The sequence below is a fragment of the Nocardia sp. NPDC020380 genome (genome assembly GCF_044386975.1).
In the GTDB taxonomy this organism is placed as follows: Bacteria; Actinomycetota; Actinomycetes; order Mycobacteriales; family Mycobacteriaceae; genus Nocardia.
The window spans coordinates 353,747-372,943 of the sequence record NZ_JBIRVQ010000009.1 but is presented as its reverse complement, the minus strand read 5'-3'; the positions used below and the strand labels follow the sequence as shown (position 1 = coordinate 372,943).

Here is a 19,197-nt window from a genome sequence, read left to right as displayed (position 1 = left end):
GCGATTCGAACACAAGACACCGCCCGACCGGCACCCGTGACAGCCCGTGAGACAGCTCACCCCACCGGCGGGGGAACGAACCGGCCGATCCCCTGCAGCAGGCAGGTGAGGCCGAATTCGAAACTCGCGGTGGGAGTGGCGTCTTCGGCAGCAGTTGCTGCATGATTGCTACGAGCGCAAGGCAGACTCTGGTCTCAGGGTTCGTACATCTCGTGGTGGGTGTCAATACCGCTGAGGTCGAATGCGAATCAGGGTCTTCGGCGGATGTGCGGGCCGGTCACCCGACCGTACCGTGACGATATGTCCGATCAGCTGGAAGCGCCGGTATCCACGGCGTCCGAGGGGCGGCGCATCGGCGAGGTCGACAGTCTGCGCGGATTCGCGCTTTTCGGGATCCTCGTCACCGATGCACTCGTGGCGACCGCGCTGTTCTCGTTCAATGGCACGGGTACGCAGGTGCATCCGACCTTCGACGGCACCCAGGACCACTTCGTGCGAGCAGTGCTCGAGGCGCTCTTCCTGGGCAAGTTCTATCTGCTGTTCGCGTTCCTGTTCGGGTACACGTTCACCTTGCAGATCGCGGCGGCCCGGCGGGCGGACGCGCCGGCGGTGCCGCGGCTGGTACGTCGCGGTGTGCTGCTGTTCGCGATCGGGCTCGCGCACGTGCTGTTCCTGTGGATCGGCGACATCTTCACGCTGTACGGCGGCCTGTGCCTGATCCTGGTGCTGCTGCGCAATATTCGCCCCAGGACCGCCCTGATCACCGGCCTGATCCTGTACTTCACGTTCGCGCTGCTGGCCTTCCTGCCGGGCGCGGGCGGGCTGACCGGGCTGGGAGACCTCTTCGATTTCCAGGCCATGCATCGCGGCTACACCGGCGCCTTCGTCGATACCCTGCACATTCAGCAGCGGATCGGCCCGAAGTTCATGCTGCTCACCTGGTTCGCACAGGGCGTTCCGGCGCTGAGCATGTTCCTGATCGGCATGGCGGCGGGTAAGTACCGCGTGTTCGAGGATCGAGAGCGATTGCAGCGGTGGGTGCCGCGCGCGCTGACGGTGGGATTCGGCGTGGGCGTGCCGATATCGCTGATCAGCTACGCCTACCTGATGGTCCGCAAGGACATGCCCGCGCACTGGTACGGATTGCAGGAACTGGCGAACCCGTTCATGACCCTCGGCTATATCGCGGGCATCATCTGGCTGACCCGGACCCGTTGGGCGGCCGCGGTCGCCCGGCTGGCGCCGGCCGGGCGCATGGCGGCCTCCAACTACATCGGCCAATCGGTGGTGCTCATGGTCGTCTACACCGGATACGGGCTGGCCTTGGCCGACAAGGTCCCGCCCGCCGGGGTATTCGCCATCGCGGTCGCAACATTCGCCGCACAACTGGGATTCAGCGCCTGGTGGCTGCGGCGCCACGCCTACGGCCCGGTCGAATGGCTGCTGCGGGCCGCGACCTACCTGACGGGTCCGGCCTGGCGGAAATCGTCGGCGTGAATCCTGGCCCACTGGGCGAAGGTTCGCGGCGCGCGGCCGGTGACCTCCTCGACGGTCGGGCGCACGACTGATTCGTCGATGACGCCCTCGACATAGAACTCGAAGAACGCGTCGACGTACTCGGGCGGAGTGTCGGCGAGCATGTCGGCCCGTGCCTCGTCATTGCTGAGCTCGACGGAGTGCAGGTTGCGGCCGAGCAATCCGCCGAGCACCGAGACCTGCTCGGCCGGCAGCTGCGCCTCCGGTCCTGTCGGCCACAGGATTTCGCCGCGGTAGGCGGGATCGGCGAACGCGCGGGCCGCGACCGCCGCCAGATCGTAGGGGTCGAGGCTGGCGGTGCGCACCTGCGGGAAGGTCACGCGCACCGTATCCCCGCCGGCGAGCTGCGGCAGCCAGCGCAATGCATTGGAGTCGAAGGCGCAGGGCCGCAGAATGGTCCAGGCGACACCGGATTCGATGACCTCCTGTTCGGAGGCGGCCATGTAGCGGGTGACCGCATTGCCGTGATTGCCGGTGCCCGCGGAGACACCCGACAACTGCACGATGTGCTCGACGCCGGCCTTGGCCGCCGCCTGCGCCACCCCGGGATAGCCGGGCAGCAGGAAGAGAGCGCGGGCCTCCTCGAACACCGGCCCCAGGGAATCGGGCGAGGTCAGATCCGCCGCGATCGCTTCGACTCCCGGTGGGGGCGTTACTTTTCCGGGGTCTCGTACCAAGGCTCGTACCGGTTCACCGGCACGGGCCAGGGCCCGCACCAGTTCGGTTCCGACATTGCCTGTTGCACCGCTCACCACGATCATCGCTAACCCCTTGTCCACACACGGGATCCGCCTGCCGCGGATCCCACGTACCCAGGGGAACACGAATCGTGAAGGGTTAGAACGGGACCAAGTGGATCTTCATATTTCACTCAGGGAAGAGCTAGGTAAAACTCAGGTAAGGTCATAGGCGATGGGATGGCGAGGCTCGTACAGCCCGATTTCGCCTGCTCCCGGCACCTGCAGATGGGTGATCAGCCCCCAGCGTGCCTCACTCACGCCCGAGGTGAACTCGACGCCCTTGGCCCCCAGCTCGGCCATGGTGGCGTCCAGGTCGTCGCACATGAGATACAGCTCGGCGCGACCGTTGTCGGCCGGTCCGGCCGGGTGCACCGCCAGTTCGGCGGGCGGGGATTTGAAGATCAGCCAGCCATCGTTCGCATCGACGTACGGCAGACCCAGGACATCGCGGAAGAACGCCCGTGCCGCCTCCGCATCGGTGGCATGGACGATGGTGTGCGCACCGGTAATCATGGCCCGACGCTAACACCCTCGACCGACGCATCCGGGTAGCCGCCTGTGGTTGGCGCCGAGAGAGTTTCGAGCAGTTGCTGCGAGAATGCCACGGGTGCATCGGTGAAGCTGTGCCCGCCCGGGAATCGGGTGAGCGGCAAGCCGAGCCGCGCGGCCAGTGCGGCGGCCGGACGGGCCGGAAGCTGCTCGCCGGTCACCTCACCCGCCGCGAATACCAGCCGGTCGGCCACCGTTTTCAGGGCCTCGATATCGGGCACGTGCGAAGTGAACTGGCGCAGTTCATGTTCCATCATGATCGAGGCGTTGGCGGACAGGCGTTCGAGCATGGCCGCGGCACGGGCGTCCGCAGGGGCGGGCATGGGCTTCAGTGTTCCGCCGATGCCCGCGAGGAAACGTGCACCGGCTGCCGCAAGGCCCTCGGTGCGGAACAGTGTGTGCACCTCGTCGATGAATTCGCGCTGCCGCTCGGCATCGTCGAGCACCGCGAAGCAGGGTGGCTCGTGCGCGACCAGCCGGCGGACCGAATCCGGGTGCCGCGCCAGCAGATCCAGGCCGACGATCGCCCCGCTGCTGCCGCCGAATACACATGCCGGTTCATCGGTGAGATGCGTGATCAGCCGGTAGGCGTCATCGCTCTGCACCGCGACGCGCTGATCGCGCGGTGTGTCCGGATCCAGGGTGCTGCGCGAGTAGCCGCGCGGATCCAGTGTCGCAACGGTGAATTCCGCAGCGAGCGGTTCGATGATCGGGTCGAAGACGGCCGCGTCGCCGCCACCGCCGGGCAGCAGCAGGAGCAGTGGCCCGGCGCCGCGTAGCTCGTAGTAGAGGGTCGCGCCTGGTACCCGCAGGGTGGCGGCGGTCATCGTGTCGTCTCCTTGGTCGGCCACTGCGTCAGCGTGAGGTGCAGGGCATCGAGAATGTGTGCCCACGAGGCGTCGGTATCGCGCGAATGCCCGAATCCGCCGCTGGTCTCGAGGGTGGCGTAGCCGTGAAAGGTGCTGCGCAGCAGGCGGCCCGCGTCGATGAGGTCGTCGTCGGCGAGGTCGTAGGCGCGCAGCATGGCGGTGGTCAGTTCGACGCTGCGGATGGATCCGGGGGCGTCGGCGATGGCGGCCGGGTCGAGGCGGCTCTGGGTGGCGGCGTAGCGGCCGGGGTGCTCGCGGGCGTAGTCGCGGTAGGCGCCGGCGAAGGCAACCAGCGCGTCCTTGCCCGCGCGGCCGGCGACCGCGGCGGCGATCCGATCGGTCATCTCCAGCGCGCCCTGCAGGGCGATGCGGGTGCGCAGATCCTGCAGGTTGCGCACGTGGGAGTAGAGGCTCGGGTCCTTGACGCCGAACTTCTTCGCGACGGCCGCGAGCGTGACGTTGTCGAAGCCGATGGCATCGGCGAGTTCGGCCGCCGCGGCGGTGATGCGCTCGGCGGTCAGCCCGGCTCTCGGCGACATCGGTTCCCTTCTTCCTATGATGATTAGGCTGACACCTAATATACATAGGTTTGTGTGCTTCACAAATCAGCGGAAGCACCTACTACGCGTCGTCGTTGCGGCCTACGATCGGAGGCAGGGAGAGTTCAGCGACACGCAAAGGGGAGTGAAACGCATGCGTGCAATCACCCGGATCCGGAACTACATCAAGGCATTTCGCCGCGCCCGCCGCAATCAGGCCGACCTCGTCGGCTGGCTGATCCGGCGGCCGCAGGTGCTGATCGGCACGATGGTCGTCGAAACCATGCTCATGCTGTCGAACCGGCTCGATCCGCATCTGAAGGATCTGGCCGAGCTCAAGACCGCCGCGCTGATCAACTGCCAGTTCTGCCTCGACATCGGATCGACCCTGGCCCACTACGGGGGCATCACCGAACAGCAGGTGATCGACCTGCCGAAATACGAGACCAGCGACGCCTTCGACGAGCAGGAGAAACTCGTCATCGCCTTCGCGGAGGCGATGACCGTCACGCCCGCGGTGGACCTCGAACCGCTGCGCGAGCAACTGCTCGGCACCCTCACCAAAGGGCAGCTGACCGAGCTGGCCGCCGCCATCGCCTGGGAGAACCAGCGCGCCCGGATCAACCAGGGACTCGGCGTGCGGGCCACGGGCATGGCTGAAGGCATGGCGTGCGCCCTGCCGGAGCCTCGAAAAGCGGTCTGATCACGTGCGTTTCGGGCCGATGAGATCGGGGCGGTCGTACCGTCTGTAGTGCTGTCAGTGTCGTCCCAACCGCTGGGAGAAATACATGACCTCGCCCGCCCCCGTCACCTCCGGGACCCTCGCCGTACCGGACGGCACGCTCTATTACGAAGTGCGCGGCAACGGCCCGCTTATCGCCTTGGTCGGCTCGCCGATGGACCACCTGCCGTTCGGCCCGCTCGCCGAACTGCTCGCCCCTGATTTCACCGTGCTGACGCCGGATCCGCGCGGCCACGGTGCGAGCAACAATGTCGACACCACCAAGGATTCGACTCCGGAGCTGCGCGCGGACGATCTGGCCCGGCTCATCGCGAATCTCGATGCGGGCCCGGCGATCGTGATCGGGTCCAGCGGCGGCGCGATCACCGCGCTGGCGCTGGTACTGACCCATCCCGAGGCGGTCACCACCGCCCTCGCGCACGAGCCGCCGCTGCGCGAACTGCTGCCCGATCGCGCCGAGTTGCGTGCCGTCACAGACGATGTCGCCGCCACCTACGTCTCCGGCGATGTGCTCGGCGCGATCCGCAAGTTCTTCGCCATGACCGGGCTGAACCTGCCCGAGGAGGCGATGTTGCAGATGTTCGGCGGCGAGCGCGATGCCCGCACGCTGGCCGACGAGCGGTACTTCTACGAGCACGAACTGCACGCCACCGCCGGCTGGGAGCCGGACCTGGACGGACTCCGCAAGGCGTCCGGCAAGATCGTGATCGGCATCGGCGAGGCGTCGGCGGGCCTGTTCTGCGATCGCACCTCCCGGGCGCTCGGCACGGCGCTGGAGATCGAACCCGAGATGTTCGCCGGCGGGCACACCGGATTCGCGGAGGACCCCGAATCGTTCGCCAAGAGGCTGCGGGAGATCCTGCAGGACAGGTGAATTCATCGGTGGGGGAGGGCCGGGTGTCCTCCTCCACTGCCGCTCACCTGCGGGTTGGGTGCGTCGATGGAAAATCCGTTGCCTAAGGTAACTGGTTGGTCGTAGCGTCGCTGCGGCTTGTCCACCATCGATGAAGGAGTACTGATCCACCATGCAGCCCATTACCGAGCGCGATATTCGATCGTCGTTCGTGAACTGTTCCAAGGGCGATACCAAGCGCCTGCCCGTGCCGCGGGACCTCGGCGATCGTCCCTGGGATGATCTCGACTTCCTGGGCTGGACGGATCCGTCGTTCCCCGGGCGGGGTTACCTGGTCGTCCCGCGGGACGAGGAGATGGTCGGTATCGCATTGCGCTACGAGACCGGCGGATCAGGCAAATCGCAGATGTGCACGATCTGCATGACCACCCATACCGCGCACGGCGTTTCGCTCATGGCGGCGGCCAAGGCCGGGGAGTCCGGACGGCGCGGCAATACGATCGGCACCCTCATGTGCACCGATCTGGCCTGTTCGCTGTACGCGCGCAACAAGCGGCGTCCCGCCCTCGGGCAGCGCTATCGCGAGGACCTGATCACGCCCGAGGAGAAGATCGAGCGCGTGCGGCAGAACATCGCGACCTTCGTGCAGCGGCTCTACAGCTGAACGACTGACTGAATGACCCGCAGCCGCAGTGCTGCCGATGAGAAAGGAGGTAGATGCCATGAGCCGACACTCGACCGCCGTGCCGCACCGCACGCCGCTGCGCCCCGAGTTCTGCACACTCTGTCAAAGAGCCCGGGGTGCACGGGATTCCTCTCCGCTCGAGTAGGCCCGGTGACAACCGGTTCTGCTCATCCGGAGAGGAATCCGCACCCGGCGATTCAGTCGCCGGGCGCGACGACCCAGCGCGCGTAGGTGTTTTCCGGATGCACCGTGATGATGTCGGCGACCTGCACGACATCGTCGGGTACTTCGCCGTCGAAATGCGCGAGGCTGGGCGTGATCACGGCGTCGGCTTCCATTCGCGAGATGGCGGTGCGCACTCGCAGGATCGGCCTGTCCGTTTCCGGGCCGAATACCAGTGTTTTACAAAGGTCGTAGCCGAGTCTTCTTGCGAGCTGCTGGATTTGGGCCTCGTCCCACTGCCGTTGTGCTCCGGACACGTCGTGCCGGAGGAATCCGATCGCTGACGGTTGTGGCCGCATTCGCCGCTCTCCTGTGGTTATCGCTCGGGCTGATCACAACGCTATTGCCCGATGGCTCTGCAGCGGAAGCGTGTTGCGAAAAGTTGCGAGTGGCGGATCGGACTGGTCAGCATGGCGTGTCACCGGAGCGGAGCAGGCACGATGTGCACTTGACGCCTGGTGCGGGCAGCGTGACGATAGGTGTCTCGCTGAGCAACAGTCCGCAACCACCAGTCAGGGGATCGCTCATGCGGCTTACCTTCATTGCGAAAGATCCTGGTTCGAATCCGTCCGGCTCTCCGACTCTATATCGCACCGACCGGGGCTCGTGGGTGGTTCAAGGGTGGATCGTCACCGATCCGGAAGCATTGGATCGGATGAATATCCCCGTTGGAGAATCATGCGTCGAGATTCCGGATCGTCTGATTCCGTTCTTCGAACAGGGAGACAGTGGCCTCGATCGGCGATGACGAGTTCGACCGTCTGCTGATCGAATTCGGAACGGAAGCACTTCATCTCGAGATGCGCGATGTCTACGGGACCGAAGTGGAATTGCCGCATATGCGGCAATGGTCCCATGGCGAATCCGACGACCTGGAGTGGCTGAGTGCGTGGTGCGCGACCGTGCGTCGGCATGTCGCGGCGGGTCGCACGGTGCGCCGGGTGCGGATCGTGTCCGAACCACTCAGCGAATACCAGCACTGGTCATACGGTATTGCGCATGTCATGGTGGAAGCGGGCGAGGACATTCGATGGGTGCCACGCCGACTGGTCTCCTCGATCGCGCTGCCCGGCAACGACTTCTACCTCGTGGACGGCGAACTGGTGATCTACCTCCACTATTCGGGCGCCGGTCGAGCGACCGGCAAGACCCTCTCGCGGGATCCGGACGATCTCCGCCTGTGCCGCACCGCATTCGAGGCGGTGCGGAAACTGGCGATTCCCCATCGTGACTACCGACCCGTCTAGCGCCGCGCACGACGCGCGCCGTGCACTCGGTGCACGTCTGCGCGAGCTGCGCACGGGCGCGGCACTCACCATCCGGGAGCTCGGCACCGCGACCGGGCAACATTTCACCCGAGTGTCCAAGATAGAGAACGGCGTTCAACCACCCTCGGACCGCGACATCTGGGAATGGTGCAAGGCGTGCAACGCCGATGATCAAGTCGCGGATCTGCTCGCCACCCTGCACGCGGTGGACACGGCGTATCTGGAGTTCCGCCGGGAATCCCGGGCGGGCATGAAGCGGGTGCTCGGGGCGCACACCCTGCGTCGCTACGAGCAGACCACGGTCTTCCGCATCTACGAGCACAATGTGATTCCGGGGCTGTTCCAGACCCCGACTACTCCGCGGCCATGCTCTCGTTCTGGATCCGGTTCCTGGGCGCGCCCAATGATGTCGAGGAGGCGGTCGCGGTCCGGATCGAACGGCAGCGGGTACTGACCCGCGCCGGCAAGCGCTTCGCGGTGGTGCTCGAGGAGCAGGCGCTGCGAACCTGGTTCGGCACGCCGGAAGTCCAGGCCGGTCAGCTGGGCCGGCTGCTCGAACTCATGACCCTGCCCAATGTTTCACTGGGCATCATCCCCCTGATGACCGAGCGGGAGGCGGTGGCCTCCGCCGGGTTCTGGATCTTCGACGACGACCTGGTGGCGCTCGAAACGCCCACGGCCAGCATTCAAGTCACGCGGCCGGCCGAACGGGTGCAGTACATCCGCATGTTCGATGTGCTCAAGCATTCCGCCGTCTACGGTCGCGAGGCGCGGGCGCTCATTCTCACCGTGCTGTCCGAACTGGACCGTTGAACGACGCGGGCCGGGGCCGGTCGACACGTCTGTGTCGCATCCGGCCCCGGCCCGGCAGACAGTCCGCGTGATCTACCAGGCGTCGCAACGATTGTCGCGGTGACCGGGGCCGTCATTGTCGTTGTCATGCCAGTAACCGTTGCGGTCACAGTGCCGATCCCGGTCGCCCGGACCGCCGTCGCGCCAATCTCGGCCATCGGGTGGCGGGCCACCGGCCGACCCCGGTGGCTGCTGATGCATCGGTACGACCGCAGCACTCGCGGTCACCGCGAGCGGAGCAGAAATCAACATACTCACCGCTACGGCGGCGACGATGCGGCCGAAGATGGTGCGTTTCACCGTATGCCCCTTCCAGTCATTCGAACATTGAAGGAACGTGTCGACTGCCAAAAATGCACAGACATCATAAGTCGTAGTCGATCTCCGGGGAGCGAGTTCGTACCAGCGCCGCGATGCGTACTCATTCGTTACGTGCCGCGACGGATGTGCGGTCGTAACGGGCCGATCAGACTTGCCAGTGTCTTACATCGGCCTTCTCTGTGGAGCTCACCATGCGAATCAGCTTGAGTATCAGCAACTTCTCCTGGACCGGCGGTCCGGCCGAAATCCCGGCGAGCCTGGAGCGGCTGGTGCGGCGCGCTGACGAGGGCCGCTTCGATACGGTCTGGGTCACCGATCATCTGCTGCAACTCGCCCCCGGCACCGATCCTGACCAGGAGATCCTCGAGGCCTACAGCACGCTCGGCTACTTCGCGGCGCTCACGCACCGGGTCCGGCTCGGCACCATGGTGACCGCGGCGACCTTCCGTGCACCGATGCTCCTGGTGAAGGCCGTGACCACGGTGGACGTTCTTTCCCGCGGCCGCGCCTGGCTCGGCATCGGGGCCGGATATCACCAATTCGAGGCGGAATCGACCGGAATGTTCCTGCCGCCGACCGCGGAACGGTTCGAACGCCTCGAAGAGACCCTGCAATTCGCCCTGCAAACGTGGTCCGGCGGCGATGATCCGTTCCACGGCAAGTATTTTCACGCTGAGCGGCCGATCAATTCGCCGAATTCCGTGAGCCGTCCGCACCCGCCGATTCTCATCGCGGGGGCGGGGGAGCAGAAGACATTGCGGCTGGTCGCCCGATATGCCCAGGCCTGCAACCTCTATGACATTCCGGACAACGGCAAGACGATCACCCATAAGCTCGGCGTGCTGGCCGAGCACTGCGCCGCCGCGGATCGGTCGTTCGACGCGATCGAGAAGACGGTCAGCACCCACCTGCGCCCCGGCGAGACCGCGGCCGAACTCGCCGCTCGCGCAGCGGGATTCAATGATCTCGGGATCGATCACCTGGTGGTGATGAAGACCGCCGCGCCCTGGAAGGTCGACGACCTCGACCGCCTCGACGAGGCCGCCGAGCAGGTGGAACACCTGCGGCATGCCACGGCGGCTAGCGGCGGGTGAAGCCGTCGATCATCGCGGCGAGGGTGAAGTCGAAGCGGTCGTGGCCTTCGCCGGCGGTGATCTCGGCCGCGTAGCGGGTGGTGTTGGGGAAGGTGTCGGCCGGCAGGGCAGTGAAGCGGCGGACCAGTTCGTCGCGGTCCAGGACCCATGCGGCATCGTCCTGTGCCGATCGCTGGGTGACGACCGAGGCTTCGAGGCAGTAGGCGGACACGTACAGCAGCAGGGCGTCGGCGGCCCAGGCGGCGGACTGGGGAGCGAGGCCGCCCGCGAGCAGGATCGCGAGCATGCCTTCGCTGACGCGCACGATCTCCAGATCGGTGGGGAACATCGCGAGGGCGGCGCGGGAGATGCCCGGGAACCTCAGGTACCGGTCGCGGATCTGGACGCAGACGTCGCGGATCTGGTCGCGCCAGGCCGCCGGATCGGGTTCGGGCAGTGCGAGTTCCGAGCACAGGCGGCCGATGAGCAGCTCGTCGAGGTCGGCCTTGTTGACCACGTGGGCGTAGAGCGAGGCGGGTCCGGTGTCGAGTGCGGTGGCCAGCTTTCGCATGGTCAGGGCCTCGAAGCCCTCGGTGGCGACGAGGTCCAGCGCGGTGTCGACGACCTGGTCGACGGTGATCAGGGCCTTGCGGCCGCGCGTCCGGGGAGCCGTGTCGGGGCTCGGCGGCTGATAGCGCGCCGCACGTCGGTCTTTGGCGTTCACCCGGCCACTATACATTGACACGAACGGTGTTCGCATGTAGAACAGTGTTCGTGAATATCGAATTGAATCAAGACATGGACGTGACCGTGGTCGGCGCCGGGCCGGTAGGCCTCGTGCTTGCCGCTGAGCTGGCGCTCTCCGGTGTGAAGGTGCAGATCCTCGAGCGACTGGCCGAGCCGACCGGAGCGATGAAAGCGGGCGCGATCAACACGCCCGCGGCCGAGGCGCTCGACCGCCGCGGGCTGCGGCCCGCCGCCGAGCGGGTGCAGCGCGAGATGCTCGAGCGGATGGGATCCTTCGCCCGCGTGGGCGACGGCAAGCAGGCGAGTGACCGGCCTGCGCCCGATACCAGGTTCACCGGGCACTTCGCGGGCATGACGCTCGATCCGAACCTCGTCGACTGGTCCGATCCCGATCTGGCCGCGCACGCCGCGGTCGACGGAGCGAAGTTGGTGCCGCAGCCGCAGTTCGAGGAGATACTGGCCGAACATGTTGCACGACTGGGGATTCCCGTGCATCGCGGGGTCGAGGTCACCGGGCTCGAGGATACCGGTGACGGAGTGCTCGTCGGCACCACTGCGGGCACCGTGCGCACCGGGTGGCTGGTCGGATGCGATGGCGGGCACAGTGCCGTGCGCAAGCTCGCGGGCATCGAATTCCCCGGCACCGACGCCGAACTCACGGGGTACATGGCGATCGCCGACATTGCCGATCCGGAGCAGCTCGCGAACGGGTGGACGTGGACGACGCAGGGCGTGTACCGCGTCGGTCCGCAGCCCGGGCGGCTCGTCACCGTGGAGTTCGACGGCGGTCCCGCAGACCGTCCGGCGCCGGTCACCCTGGAAGCGCTACAGGCCAGTCTGCGCCGTGTCTCGGGCACCGATGTCACGCTGACCGCACTGCGCGGCAATGCTTCTCGCTGGAGTGACAATGCTCGCCAGGCTGCGACCTACCGGTCGGGACGGGTGCTGCTGGCCGGTGATGCCGCGCACGTGCACTCACCGTTCGGTGGTCAGGGGCTCAATCTCGGGGTCGGTGACGCGATGAATCTGGGGTGGAAGCTCGGCGCCGTGGTTGCCGGGTGGGCTCCGGAAGGATTGCTCGACACCTATGAGGCCGAACGGCATCCGCTCGGCGCCTGGGTCTTGGACTGGACTCGGGCCCAGATCGGCGTGCTGCGCGGGGATTCCAAGTCCGCCGCGCTGCGCGAGGTCATCGCTCAGCTGCTCGGCACCCGGGACGGCGCGACCTTCGCGGTCAAGCAGATCTCGGGTGTCGCACAGCATTTCGACCTGCCGGGCGACCACCCGCTCGTCGGCCGGTTCGTGCCCGATCTGTATCTGCGGGACGGCTCACGGCTCGCCGACCACGGGCACGGCGGAGGATTCCTGCTGCTCGATCGCACGCCGGACGGTGTATTCGCCCAGCTCGCTGCGACTTGGGATGGGCGCGTGATCAGCGTGACCGATGACCATGCGACCCCGGCCGGGGTATTGGTACGTCCGGACGGAGTGGTCGCCTGGGCATCCGATACCGCGGACAGCACCGGCCTGGAAGCGGCCCTGAACCGATGGGCCGGCGCTGCGTCACTCCCCTCCGAGCGTGTGGGCTGAACTCAGGCCTTGCGGCCGATTCCCGACCAGTACCAGGCGCTGTCGGCGTCCTCGACCGCGGCAGGGCGATCGGTGAGGTCGGTGCGCCAGGTGGCGACCGGGGAGATACCCGGGTCGACGAGGATGGTGCCTTCGAAGAGCGCGGCGGTCTCGGACTTGCTGCGCGGGTGGAAATCGATGCCGGACGCCTGCGCCGAGGCGGCGACACCGGCCATGGCCTCGGGGTCGAAATCGGCTGTGGGGTGCGTGATTACGAGGTAGCTGCCTGTGGGGACGGCGTCGAGGAGGGTTGCGATGATCTCCTCGGGGTGATCGTTGTCGTGGAAGTACATCATGATCGCGACGAGCATGATCGCGACCGGCTGCGACAGATCGAGGGTCTCGGCGAGGGCCGGGTGATCGAGAATCGAGCGCGGATCGTGCAGGTCGGCGTGCAGGAACTGGGTGCGGCCCTGCGGGGTGCTGTCCATGAGCGCGCGGGCGTGCGCGAGCACGATCGGATCCTTGTCCACGTACGCGATCCGCGCGGCGGGGTCGAGCTGCTGTGCGACCTCGTGGGTGTTGCCGGCGGTGGGGATGCCCGTGCCGATGTCGAGGAACTGGGTGATCCCGGCCTCGTTGACCAGGTAGCGGACCGCGCGGCCCAGGAAGGCGCGATTGGCGCGGGCCATGGTCTTGATGGTGGGGATGTGCCCGGCGATGATGTCGCCCAGCGCGCGGTCGGCCGGGTAGTTCTCCTTGCCGCCGAGCCAGTAGTCGTAGACGCGGGCCTCGTGGGCGATGGTGGTGTCGATCTCGGTGGGCAGCGGCGTGCCAATGCTGTTGTCAGGCATAGGGTTTGTTCTGACTCCGGTCGTTGATTAGGCGTCGAGTGTGTGGCTCGACCTGATGGTGTCGATGACCTCGAGGGTCTGCTCCGGCGGGGTGGCGCACACGCACAGCCGCGACCAGATCGAGTTGTAGCGGTCGAGGTCGGCGCGTTTGTCCAGGAACTGCGTGCCGGTGGCGTGATGCAGGTGGACGAGGTCGCTGAGTTCCGGTGCGGCGAAACGCAACACGGTGAAGGGGACACTGCTGATCGCGGGGCCGCCGACGTAGTCGGGCAGCACCTGCACGGTGATATTGGGGCGCACCGCCAGGTCGGCGAGGTGATCCAATTGGGTCTGCCAGACCTCGTTGCCGCCGATCGGGCGGCGCAGGGCGGCTTCCTCGATCACGAACCACACCTTCGGCGCGCCGGGACGGGTGAGCAGGTGCTGGCGGCGCATGAGCAGTTCGACGCGCCGCTGGATGTCGGCGGCCGGTTCGCGGTGCGCGATGGCGCTGACGGTGTGGGCGTAGGAGGGGGTGCGGACCAGTTCGGGCACCAAACCCGGTGCGTAGCAGCGGATGATGGCTGCCGCGTCCTCCAGGGCGACGTAGGTGTCCTGCCGGAGGGGTATCAGGTCCGCGTCGTTCTCCCAGCGGCCGATGGCGTTCGCACGGCTGGCGAGTTGCGCGTATTCGGCTCGTACGGCGGGGTCGATGACGCCGTAGAGGGTGAGCAGGTCGTCGATGTCCCTGGCGCGGAAGCCGACCCGGCCGGCCTCCAGGCGGCTGATCTTGGAATGCGAGGCGCGGATGGTGCGGCCGGCGGCTTCGCCGCTGATCCCGGCCGTTTCGCGCAGTCGTCGCAGGCGGGCGCCGAGTACTCGGCGCAGGAGTGCCGGGTCCTCGTCCTGACCGGCCCCGTCCATGATCACCGCGGCGGCGGTCCGATCGTTCCTCACTGCGACTCCCTGTCGGCGCTCGTTTCGCGTACCCGAGTGTGCCACAACCGATTACACCGCGCTCATTCAGCCTCCGCACGTGCCGATGCACGTGCACTGCGCTATTCTGTCCGTGCGGGGCACGGGGCAATCTGTGGGAGAGCCGTGACTATGACGAGCACCATCGCAATATCGGTCGGCGTCGACCAGGGCAGGCGGATCGGGATCGCCAATGTCGTCTCGGACTACGGTCTGGACGCGGTCTATCGCCGCATCGCGCAATTGCGGGCGACCGGAATGCATTATGCGGCAGTGGCTATCGAACACGAACTCGCGGTCGTGAGCAAGGTCGAACCGCGAGCTTCCTGACGTCCGGGGTTGTCGCGGGACCACGACGTGCTTGCCGCGTCAGATCCGTGACAGGTCCACGACAGGTCGGTGTCAGCGGGGGCGGCGACGGTATGTGGCATGAACAGCACAGCAATCGCCGCTCCCTGGCCGCGGCAGGCCTTCGACATCGACGCCTCCGCGATGCTGCGCAGCAATCACGTGCTCGCCCAGCTGATCCGGTTCGCGCTGGTGGGCGGTGCCAGCAATGTCACCTACGTGCTGCTGTTCACGGCGCTGACCGGACTCGATCCGCTGGTCGCCAATATCGCCGGCTCGATCGTCAGCACGATCATCGCGAACGAGCTGCACCGGCGGCTGACTTTCAATGCGGCCACCGATGTCACCTGGTTCAAGGCACAGTGGGAGGGCGGTGGCTTGGCGCTGGTCGGCTTGCTGGTCACCACAGCCGTACTGGCTGCCCTCGACTGCTGGGCTCCCGGTCTGAGCGATGTCGTTCAGGCGACAGCGATGATCGCGGTCATGGCGGTGGTCGGCGGCCTCCGCTTCCTGGCTCTGCGCAGTTTCGTCTTCTAGTACGACTTCAGGTGTAGTGAGACATCAGGGCCAACTCCGGGGGTTACCGGATAGGCCTGGACGGTCTCCCTCCCTAGCGTCGAATGCGACGGATATCGGTCGCGTGAGGGAGACAACAGTTTGCGTGCGAACATATTTCGGTGGTATGGCCGGCACCGAGCGGTCCTCGCGCTCGTGCTGGGCACGACATTGCTGGCCGTTGCCGGCTGCGGCAAGACCCCGACGGCGAATCCGGTAGCACCACCTGCTGAAGTCTCCGACGCGCTGACCGCCGCGATCCGCTCGGGGCTGCCTGGTACACAGGCCGTCATCACCGATTCCGCGGGACAGCACACTGTTACGGCGGGCGCGGGCGATCTTGCTACTGGTGCTCCCTATCCTGAGGGAGCGCACATCCGAATCGGGAGCGTTACCAAGGCATTCGTTTCGACGGTCGTCCTGCAACTCGTCGCCGAGGGGGCGGTCGATCTCGACGCGCCGATCGACCGGTATCTGCCGGGCGTGGTGCAGGGCAATGGCAATGACGGGTCCCGCATCACGGTTCACGAACTGCTTCAGCACACCAGCGGCCTACCGGACTTCGCTCCCGAGGATGTCACCCACAAGTTGCCGCAGCAGCTGGATCAGACGTCGGATGGCAAGGCCTACCGCGACTTCACTCCTGCTGATCTGGTCCGCATCGCGATGACGATGCCCCCGCAGTTCGAGCCGGGATCCGAATTCCGCTACACCAACACCAATTACGTACTTCTCGACATGCTGATCGAACATGTCACCGGTCACACGCTCGCGGCCGAGATCAGTAGTCGGATTCTCGACCGGCTTGCGATGCGCGACACCTACTTCCCTTTGCCCGGCGACACCACCCTGCGCGATCCGCACCCGCTCGGCTATCGCAAGGTCGACGGCAACTGGGTCGACGTGACCGGTATGGACGCGGCCTGGGCGGGCGCCGCCGGCGCCATGATCTCCACGGGTGCCGACCTGAACACCTTCTTCACCGCGCTGCTGTCCGGAAAGCTGCTTCCCCCAGCGCAACTCACTCAAATGAAGCAGACCCGGCCCATGTCGCCGGAAATGAACTACGGGCTGGGCCTGATCCGCTTCCAAATGCCGTGTGGCAAAGAGTCGAAGGATCTCTGGGGCCACGCCGGCGGGATCCCCGGCTTCAGCACCGTCTCCTTCATCACGCCGAAGGGTGCCGCCGTGACCCTCAGCGTCAACAGCGAAGACCCCAACCCCGCCTTCTCCGATGCGATCATCGCCATCAGCTGCGCAATCGACTGACTAACCGGCTGTCCAGGGCCGCAGCTTCTCCGGGTTCCGGATCACCCAGATGCGAGTGATGCGGCCGTCCGAAACATCGAATGCGTAGACGGAGACGATGACGCCGTCGAGCTCCGCGACGAGGCCGGGCTGGCCGTTCACCGTGCGCTCCAGCAGCGTGATCTCGGGGCTGCGGGCCGCGATCTCCATCCAAGCGCGGGCAACCTGCTCGCCACCGCTGATCGGGTCGAGGAAGGCCAGGGCCAGGCCGCCGCCATCGGCGGTAGCGATCGCCCGCGGATCGAGCAGCCCGATCAGCGCCTCGATATTCTTTGTCTCCCAAGCCCGTTTGAAGTCCCGGACCACATCGGCACGCTCCTCGCTCGACGGCTCCCGCGAGGATTGGATGCGCCGCCGCGCGCTGGAAGCAAGCTGACGGCAGGCCGCGGGCGTGCGCCCGACGATCTCGGCAACCTCCGCGAAGGAGTACCGGAAAACGTCGTGCAGAACGAACGCCACCCGCTCGGCCGGCGTCATGGAATCCAGTACAACGAGAAACGCCATGCTGATCGACTCATCCAGGGTGACCCGGTCCGCAGGATCGGCAGCATAGGACCCATCGAGCCACTCGGACCGTCCAGGTATCGGCTCCGGAATCCATTCGCCCACATACTGTTCCCGCCGGGTCCGCGCCGAGCCCAGCAGATCGAGGCAGATCCGGCTGGCGACCGTGGTCAGCCAAGCACCCGGCACCGCGACTTCCTCCCGCTGCCCCTCGGACAGCGAGTACCACCGCGTATACGTCTCCTGCACCACGTCTTCGGCCTCGGCGAGCGAACCGAGCAACCGATAAGAAAGATTGATCAACTTGCGGCGCTCACTGATCACGGCGGCCAACTGCGGGTCGGTCATGGTCGTCTCCTTCGGTTCCCGTGTCCCTCACCGATTCGACGATTCAGCACCCGGATTTGTGAGCCGCCCTGACATTTCCACACCCTGCGTCGTCGAATCCAGTGACCCCGAGCCCAGAGGAGCCGACCATGACCAGCCCCGACAAGACCGAAGAAGCCCAGATCCGCCACCAGTTCGACAAGATACGCGAGGCCCTTCACACCAAGGACCTCGAAGCCCTGCAGTGCCTCTACAGCCCCGACGTCATCTCCTTCGACATCGAGCCTCCACTCCAGCATGTCGGAGTCACGGCGAAGCTGAAGAACTGGTCAACCGTCTTCACCTTCTTCGACACGGTCACCTACGAAATCCGCGACCTGACCATCACCACGGGCCTCGATATAGCCTTCGCTCACGCCTTTGCCCGCCTGACCGGCACTCTCGCCAACGGCACGCCGACCCCCGGCATGTGGGTCCGGGCAACCTACGGCCTCCGAAAGATCGACAACATCTGGCTCATATCCCACGATCAGGTCTCCGTCCCCCTGGACATCGCAACCGGCAAGGGCGTCATCGACCTCGAGCCCTGACGCCCGGCAGGAAGACCGTGCGCATGAGCCGGAGCGAGCGTTCGGCGGTCTCCTTGTTGGCCAGGCGCGGTTCGACGACCTTGCGCAGGTCGGCGATGAACTCGATGAATTCGGCGTCGTCGAGCCACATTCCGAGGGTCCGGTACCCGACCCCGTCGCGGACGAGGTCGATATCGCCGTCCTCGGTGTACCGATCGAAATCGGCCACCAGGCCCGCGATGTAGGCCAGGAACGCGGCTCGATGGTCATCGGCGCTCATACCGGCCAGCTGCTCCGGGTCGATGGAGGTCTTGTCCGCGCGCAGGGCGTAGGTGCGCTCTGTGGTGCCGCGTACGCGTCGTTCCGCGACGATCTCGAGTACATCGTGCTCGACCAGCCGAGCGATATGGCGATACAGGCTGCCCGCGGGCACATCGTCCAGTTCCGCGCTCAGGGCGGCGGTGGTCAGTTCCCGGTCGCCCAGGAAGGCCTCGACGATGCGCAACCGGACCGGATGGAGCAGTAGTTCGACGGACTTCACGACACCACGGTACCTCTATTGTTTTCAGGATCGATAATGTTCACACTTGTGTGAATGATCGTTTCGAGGAGGGCAGCACTGTCCGGACCTCACGCGGCAGAGTTTCGGCGGATGCTTGACCATGCTTGACGGACGGCGAACGGCCTGACTCTCGGTTGTATGCAAAGGAGAAGAGCGCTCCGGCCGTGTCGGAGCGCTCTTCTGCTGGACTTGTGTCAGGTCAGGCTATCTGGCGCGGAGTCAGGTCGCACTTCGCGTGACGGCAGCACCGTGGCGGCGTCGAGGGTTTCGCCGAATATCAGCTCGCCAGCTGCCGCAGCAGCCGCCAGTTGTTCGGCGGCCAGGCCCATGTCGATGAATTGGCGGATGAGCATGGTGGGGGTGATGCAGTGGGCGGCGGCTACTTCTCGGAGGCGGTCGCGCATTTCCTTTGGGAGGTTGAGGGGGATGGTGACCATGCCGTGTTCGATCTCGTCGATCGTGGGAGGCAATTGCTGGGGCGCCGCGGTGTCGTCGAAGACCAAGGCGTCGAGGAACTTTGCAGGGTCTTCGGCCGCGATGGGGTCGCCGGTCTCCGCCATCTCTTGAAGGTAGTGCCTTCGCATTGCGTTGTGGACGGGTTTGGGCGGTGGTGTGGGGACACACCGGGGGAAATGGGGCGGCCCGCCGCGG

25 protein-coding genes are annotated in these 19,197 nt (G+C 66.1%); 13 read left to right on the top strand and 12 right to left on the bottom strand.

What is annotated here, in order from left to right:
- The first annotated feature begins 300 nt into the window (after positions 1-300).
- The gene (locus ACH438_RS26760) at positions 301-1,497 is read left to right on the top strand and encodes a DUF418 domain-containing protein (protein WP_397009877.1); all 1,197 of its coding nucleotides are present in this window, start codon (positions 301-303) and stop codon (positions 1,495-1,497) included.
- On the opposite strand, the gene ACH438_RS26755 is transcribed toward ACH438_RS26760, so the two are convergent.
- The 4 genes from ACH438_RS26755 to ACH438_RS26740 form a co-directional block, all read right to left on the bottom strand.
- Entirely contained in the window at positions 1,458-2,297 is an 840-nt protein-coding gene (locus ACH438_RS26755) for an NAD(P)H-binding protein (RefSeq protein WP_397009875.1), read from the bottom strand. The genes ACH438_RS26760 and ACH438_RS26755 overlap by 40 nt on opposite strands.
- Positions 2,298-2,429: 132 nt before the next feature.
- Positions 2,430-2,789 carry a VOC family protein gene (locus tag ACH438_RS26750; protein WP_397009873.1) on the bottom strand — a complete coding sequence of 120 codons (360 nt, stop codon included), beginning with the start codon at positions 2,787-2,789 and terminating at the stop codon, positions 2,430-2,432.
- Positions 2,786-3,652, bottom strand: a complete 867-nt coding sequence (locus tag ACH438_RS26745; protein WP_397009871.1) for an alpha/beta fold hydrolase — start codon at positions 3,650-3,652, stop codon at positions 2,786-2,788. Before ACH438_RS26745 ends, ACH438_RS26750 begins: the two co-directional genes overlap by 4 nt.
- Positions 3,649-4,233: a TetR/AcrR family transcriptional regulator gene (locus ACH438_RS26740; RefSeq protein WP_397009868.1), complete on the bottom strand. Its 585-nt coding sequence runs from the start codon at positions 4,231-4,233 to the stop codon at positions 3,649-3,651. The genes ACH438_RS26745 and ACH438_RS26740 overlap by 4 nt, the downstream gene beginning before the upstream one ends.
- Positions 4,234-4,387: 154 nt before the next feature.
- Here ACH438_RS26740 and ACH438_RS26735 point away from each other — a divergent pair, with 154 nt between their 5' ends.
- The 3 genes from ACH438_RS26735 (at position 4,388) to ACH438_RS26725 (ending at position 6,492) form a co-directional block, all read left to right on the top strand.
- Entirely contained in the window at positions 4,388-4,936 is a 549-nt protein-coding gene (locus tag ACH438_RS26735; protein ID WP_397009866.1) for a carboxymuconolactone decarboxylase family protein, read from the top strand.
- A gap of 85 nt (positions 4,937-5,021) precedes the next feature.
- Entirely contained in the window at positions 5,022-5,849 is an 828-nt protein-coding gene (locus ACH438_RS26730; protein WP_397009864.1) for an alpha/beta fold hydrolase, read from the top strand.
- A gap of 151 nt (positions 5,850-6,000) precedes the next feature.
- Positions 6,001-6,492 carry an FBP domain-containing protein gene (locus tag ACH438_RS26725; protein ID WP_397009862.1) on the top strand — a complete coding sequence of 164 codons (492 nt, stop codon included), beginning with the start codon at positions 6,001-6,003 and terminating at the stop codon, positions 6,490-6,492.
- A gap of 218 nt (positions 6,493-6,710) precedes the next feature.
- Here the strand turns inward: ACH438_RS26725 and ACH438_RS26720 are convergent, their stop codons facing one another.
- Positions 6,711-7,034, bottom strand: a complete 324-nt coding sequence (locus tag ACH438_RS26720) for a hypothetical protein (RefSeq protein ID WP_397009860.1) — start codon at positions 7,032-7,034, stop codon at positions 6,711-6,713.
- 429 nt (positions 7,035-7,463) lie between these two features.
- Between ACH438_RS26720 and ACH438_RS26715 the strand changes: the two genes are divergently transcribed.
- From ACH438_RS26715 to ACH438_RS26705, 3 genes are read left to right on the top strand one after another with little or no spacing between them, the layout of a single operon-like run.
- Positions 7,464-7,982 (top strand): DUF6879 family protein, encoded by a 519-nt coding sequence (locus ACH438_RS26715; protein ID WP_397009858.1) that lies wholly within the window; start codon positions 7,464-7,466, stop codon positions 7,980-7,982.
- Positions 7,963-8,457 carry a helix-turn-helix domain-containing protein gene (locus ACH438_RS26710; RefSeq protein WP_397009855.1) on the top strand — a complete coding sequence of 165 codons (495 nt, stop codon included), beginning with the start codon at positions 7,963-7,965 and terminating at the stop codon, positions 8,455-8,457. The genes ACH438_RS26715 and ACH438_RS26710 overlap by 20 nt, the downstream gene beginning before the upstream one ends.
- Entirely contained in the window at positions 8,370-8,816 is a 447-nt protein-coding gene (locus tag ACH438_RS26705; protein ID WP_397009853.1) for a DUF5753 domain-containing protein, read from the top strand. Before ACH438_RS26710 ends, ACH438_RS26705 begins: the two co-directional genes overlap by 88 nt.
- A 72-nt stretch (positions 8,817-8,888) precedes the next feature.
- Here the strand turns inward: ACH438_RS26705 and ACH438_RS26700 are convergent, their stop codons facing one another.
- On the bottom strand, positions 8,889-9,155 hold the full coding sequence (locus ACH438_RS26700) for a hypothetical protein (RefSeq protein WP_397009851.1): 267 nt from the start codon (positions 9,153-9,155) through the stop codon (positions 8,889-8,891).
- A gap of 212 nt (positions 9,156-9,367) precedes the next feature.
- On the opposite strand from ACH438_RS26700, the gene ACH438_RS26695 reads away from it, so the two are divergent.
- Complete coding sequence (locus ACH438_RS26695) at positions 9,368-10,270, top strand: TIGR03560 family F420-dependent LLM class oxidoreductase (protein ID WP_397009849.1); 903 nt, start codon at positions 9,368-9,370, stop codon at positions 10,268-10,270.
- Here ACH438_RS26695 and ACH438_RS26690 read toward each other — a convergent pair.
- A complete protein-coding gene (locus ACH438_RS26690; RefSeq protein WP_397009847.1) occupies positions 10,257-10,973 on the bottom strand; it encodes a TetR/AcrR family transcriptional regulator in 717 nt (238 codons plus the stop codon). The two genes, ACH438_RS26695 and ACH438_RS26690, sit on opposite strands and share 14 nt — an antisense overlap.
- Before the next feature lie 50 nt (positions 10,974-11,023).
- Between ACH438_RS26690 and ACH438_RS26685 the strand changes: the two genes are divergently transcribed.
- Positions 11,024-12,586: an FAD-dependent monooxygenase gene (locus tag ACH438_RS26685; protein WP_397009845.1), complete on the top strand. Its 1,563-nt coding sequence runs from the start codon at positions 11,024-11,026 to the stop codon at positions 12,584-12,586.
- A gap of 2 nt (positions 12,587-12,588) precedes the next feature.
- Here ACH438_RS26685 and ACH438_RS26680 read toward each other — a convergent pair whose 3' ends face one another.
- Positions 12,589-13,419, bottom strand: a complete 831-nt coding sequence (locus ACH438_RS26680) for an SAM-dependent methyltransferase (RefSeq protein WP_397009843.1) — start codon at positions 13,417-13,419, stop codon at positions 12,589-12,591.
- 27 nt (positions 13,420-13,446) lie between these two features.
- Positions 13,447-14,355 carry a helix-turn-helix domain-containing protein gene (locus ACH438_RS26675; RefSeq protein ID WP_397009841.1) on the bottom strand — a complete coding sequence of 303 codons (909 nt, stop codon included), beginning with the start codon at positions 14,353-14,355 and terminating at the stop codon, positions 13,447-13,449.
- A gap of 150 nt (positions 14,356-14,505) precedes the next feature.
- On the opposite strand from ACH438_RS26675, the gene ACH438_RS26670 reads away from it, so the two are divergent.
- The 3 genes from ACH438_RS26670 to ACH438_RS26660 all read left to right on the top strand — a co-directional run bounded on the left by ACH438_RS26670 (position 14,506) and on the right by ACH438_RS26660 (position 16,545).
- Positions 14,506-14,703: a hypothetical protein gene (locus tag ACH438_RS26670; RefSeq protein WP_397009839.1), complete on the top strand. Its 198-nt coding sequence runs from the start codon at positions 14,506-14,508 to the stop codon at positions 14,701-14,703.
- Positions 14,704-14,802: 99 nt separating this feature from the next.
- Positions 14,803-15,258: a GtrA family protein gene (locus ACH438_RS26665; RefSeq protein WP_397009837.1), complete on the top strand. Its 456-nt coding sequence runs from the start codon at positions 14,803-14,805 to the stop codon at positions 15,256-15,258.
- A 174-nt stretch (positions 15,259-15,432) separates the two neighbouring features.
- Entirely contained in the window at positions 15,433-16,545 is a 1,113-nt protein-coding gene (locus ACH438_RS26660; protein WP_397009835.1) for a serine hydrolase domain-containing protein, read from the top strand.
- Here the strand turns inward: ACH438_RS26660 and sigJ are convergent, their stop codons facing one another.
- Positions 16,546-17,436, bottom strand: a complete 891-nt coding sequence (sigJ, locus tag ACH438_RS26655) for an RNA polymerase sigma factor SigJ (protein WP_397009833.1) — start codon at positions 17,434-17,436, stop codon at positions 16,546-16,548.
- Positions 17,437-17,564: 128 nt separating this feature from the next.
- On the opposite strand from sigJ, the gene ACH438_RS26650 reads away from it, so the two are divergent.
- A complete protein-coding gene (locus ACH438_RS26650) occupies positions 17,565-18,005 on the top strand; it encodes a YybH family protein (protein WP_397009831.1) in 441 nt (146 codons plus the stop codon).
- Here ACH438_RS26650 and ACH438_RS26645 read toward each other — a convergent pair.
- Together ACH438_RS26645 and ACH438_RS26640 are read right to left on the bottom strand one after the other, a co-directional pair.
- Complete coding sequence (locus ACH438_RS26645; protein ID WP_397009829.1) at positions 17,986-18,525, bottom strand: helix-turn-helix domain-containing protein; 540 nt, start codon at positions 18,523-18,525, stop codon at positions 17,986-17,988. The genes ACH438_RS26650 and ACH438_RS26645 overlap by 20 nt on opposite strands.
- A 215-nt stretch (positions 18,526-18,740) precedes the next feature.
- On the bottom strand, positions 18,741-19,106 hold the full coding sequence (locus tag ACH438_RS26640; RefSeq protein WP_397009827.1) for a hypothetical protein: 366 nt from the start codon (positions 19,104-19,106) through the stop codon (positions 18,741-18,743).
- Positions 19,107-19,197: the final 91 nt, after the last annotated feature.

Coding starts and splice junctions, on each gene's coding strand:
- ACH438_RS26760 (WP_397009877.1), top strand. CDS start 301: ATGTCCGATCAGCTGGAAGCGCCGGTATCCACGGCGTCCGAGGGGCGG.
- ACH438_RS26695 (WP_397009849.1), top strand. CDS start 9,368: ATGCGAATCAGCTTGAGTATCAGCAACTTCTCCTGGACCGGCGGTCCG.
- ACH438_RS26650 (WP_397009831.1), top strand. CDS start 17,565: ATGACCAGCCCCGACAAGACCGAAGAAGCCCAGATCCGCCACCAGTTC.
- ACH438_RS26740 (WP_397009868.1), bottom strand. CDS start 4,233: ATGTCGCCGAGAGCCGGGCTGACCGCCGAGCGCATCACCGCCGCGGCG.
- ACH438_RS26640 (WP_397009827.1), bottom strand. CDS start 19,106: ATGGCGGAGACCGGCGACCCCATCGCGGCCGAAGACCCTGCAAAGTTC.
- ACH438_RS26725 (WP_397009862.1), top strand. CDS start 6,001: ATGCAGCCCATTACCGAGCGCGATATTCGATCGTCGTTCGTGAACTGT.
- ACH438_RS26680 (WP_397009843.1), bottom strand. CDS start 13,419: ATGCCTGACAACAGCATTGGCACGCCGCTGCCCACCGAGATCGACACC.
- ACH438_RS26745 (WP_397009871.1), bottom strand. CDS start 3,652: ATGACCGCCGCCACCCTGCGGGTACCAGGCGCGACCCTCTACTACGAG.
- ACH438_RS26705 (WP_397009853.1), top strand. CDS start 8,370: ATGCTCTCGTTCTGGATCCGGTTCCTGGGCGCGCCCAATGATGTCGAG.
- sigJ (WP_397009833.1), bottom strand. CDS start 17,436: ATGACCGACCCGCAGTTGGCCGCCGTGATCAGTGAGCGCCGCAAGTTG.
- ACH438_RS26720 (WP_397009860.1), bottom strand. CDS start 7,034: ATGCGGCCACAACCGTCAGCGATCGGATTCCTCCGGCACGACGTGTCC.
- ACH438_RS26755 (WP_397009875.1), bottom strand. CDS start 2,297: ATGATCGTGGTGAGCGGTGCAACAGGCAATGTCGGAACCGAACTGGTG.
- ACH438_RS26665 (WP_397009837.1), top strand. CDS start 14,803: ATGAACAGCACAGCAATCGCCGCTCCCTGGCCGCGGCAGGCCTTCGAC.
- ACH438_RS26670 (WP_397009839.1), top strand. CDS start 14,506: ATGACGAGCACCATCGCAATATCGGTCGGCGTCGACCAGGGCAGGCGG.
- ACH438_RS26730 (WP_397009864.1), top strand. CDS start 5,022: ATGACCTCGCCCGCCCCCGTCACCTCCGGGACCCTCGCCGTACCGGAC.
- ACH438_RS26750 (WP_397009873.1), bottom strand. CDS start 2,789: ATGATTACCGGTGCGCACACCATCGTCCATGCCACCGATGCGGAGGCG.
- ACH438_RS26735 (WP_397009866.1), top strand. CDS start 4,388: ATGCGTGCAATCACCCGGATCCGGAACTACATCAAGGCATTTCGCCGC.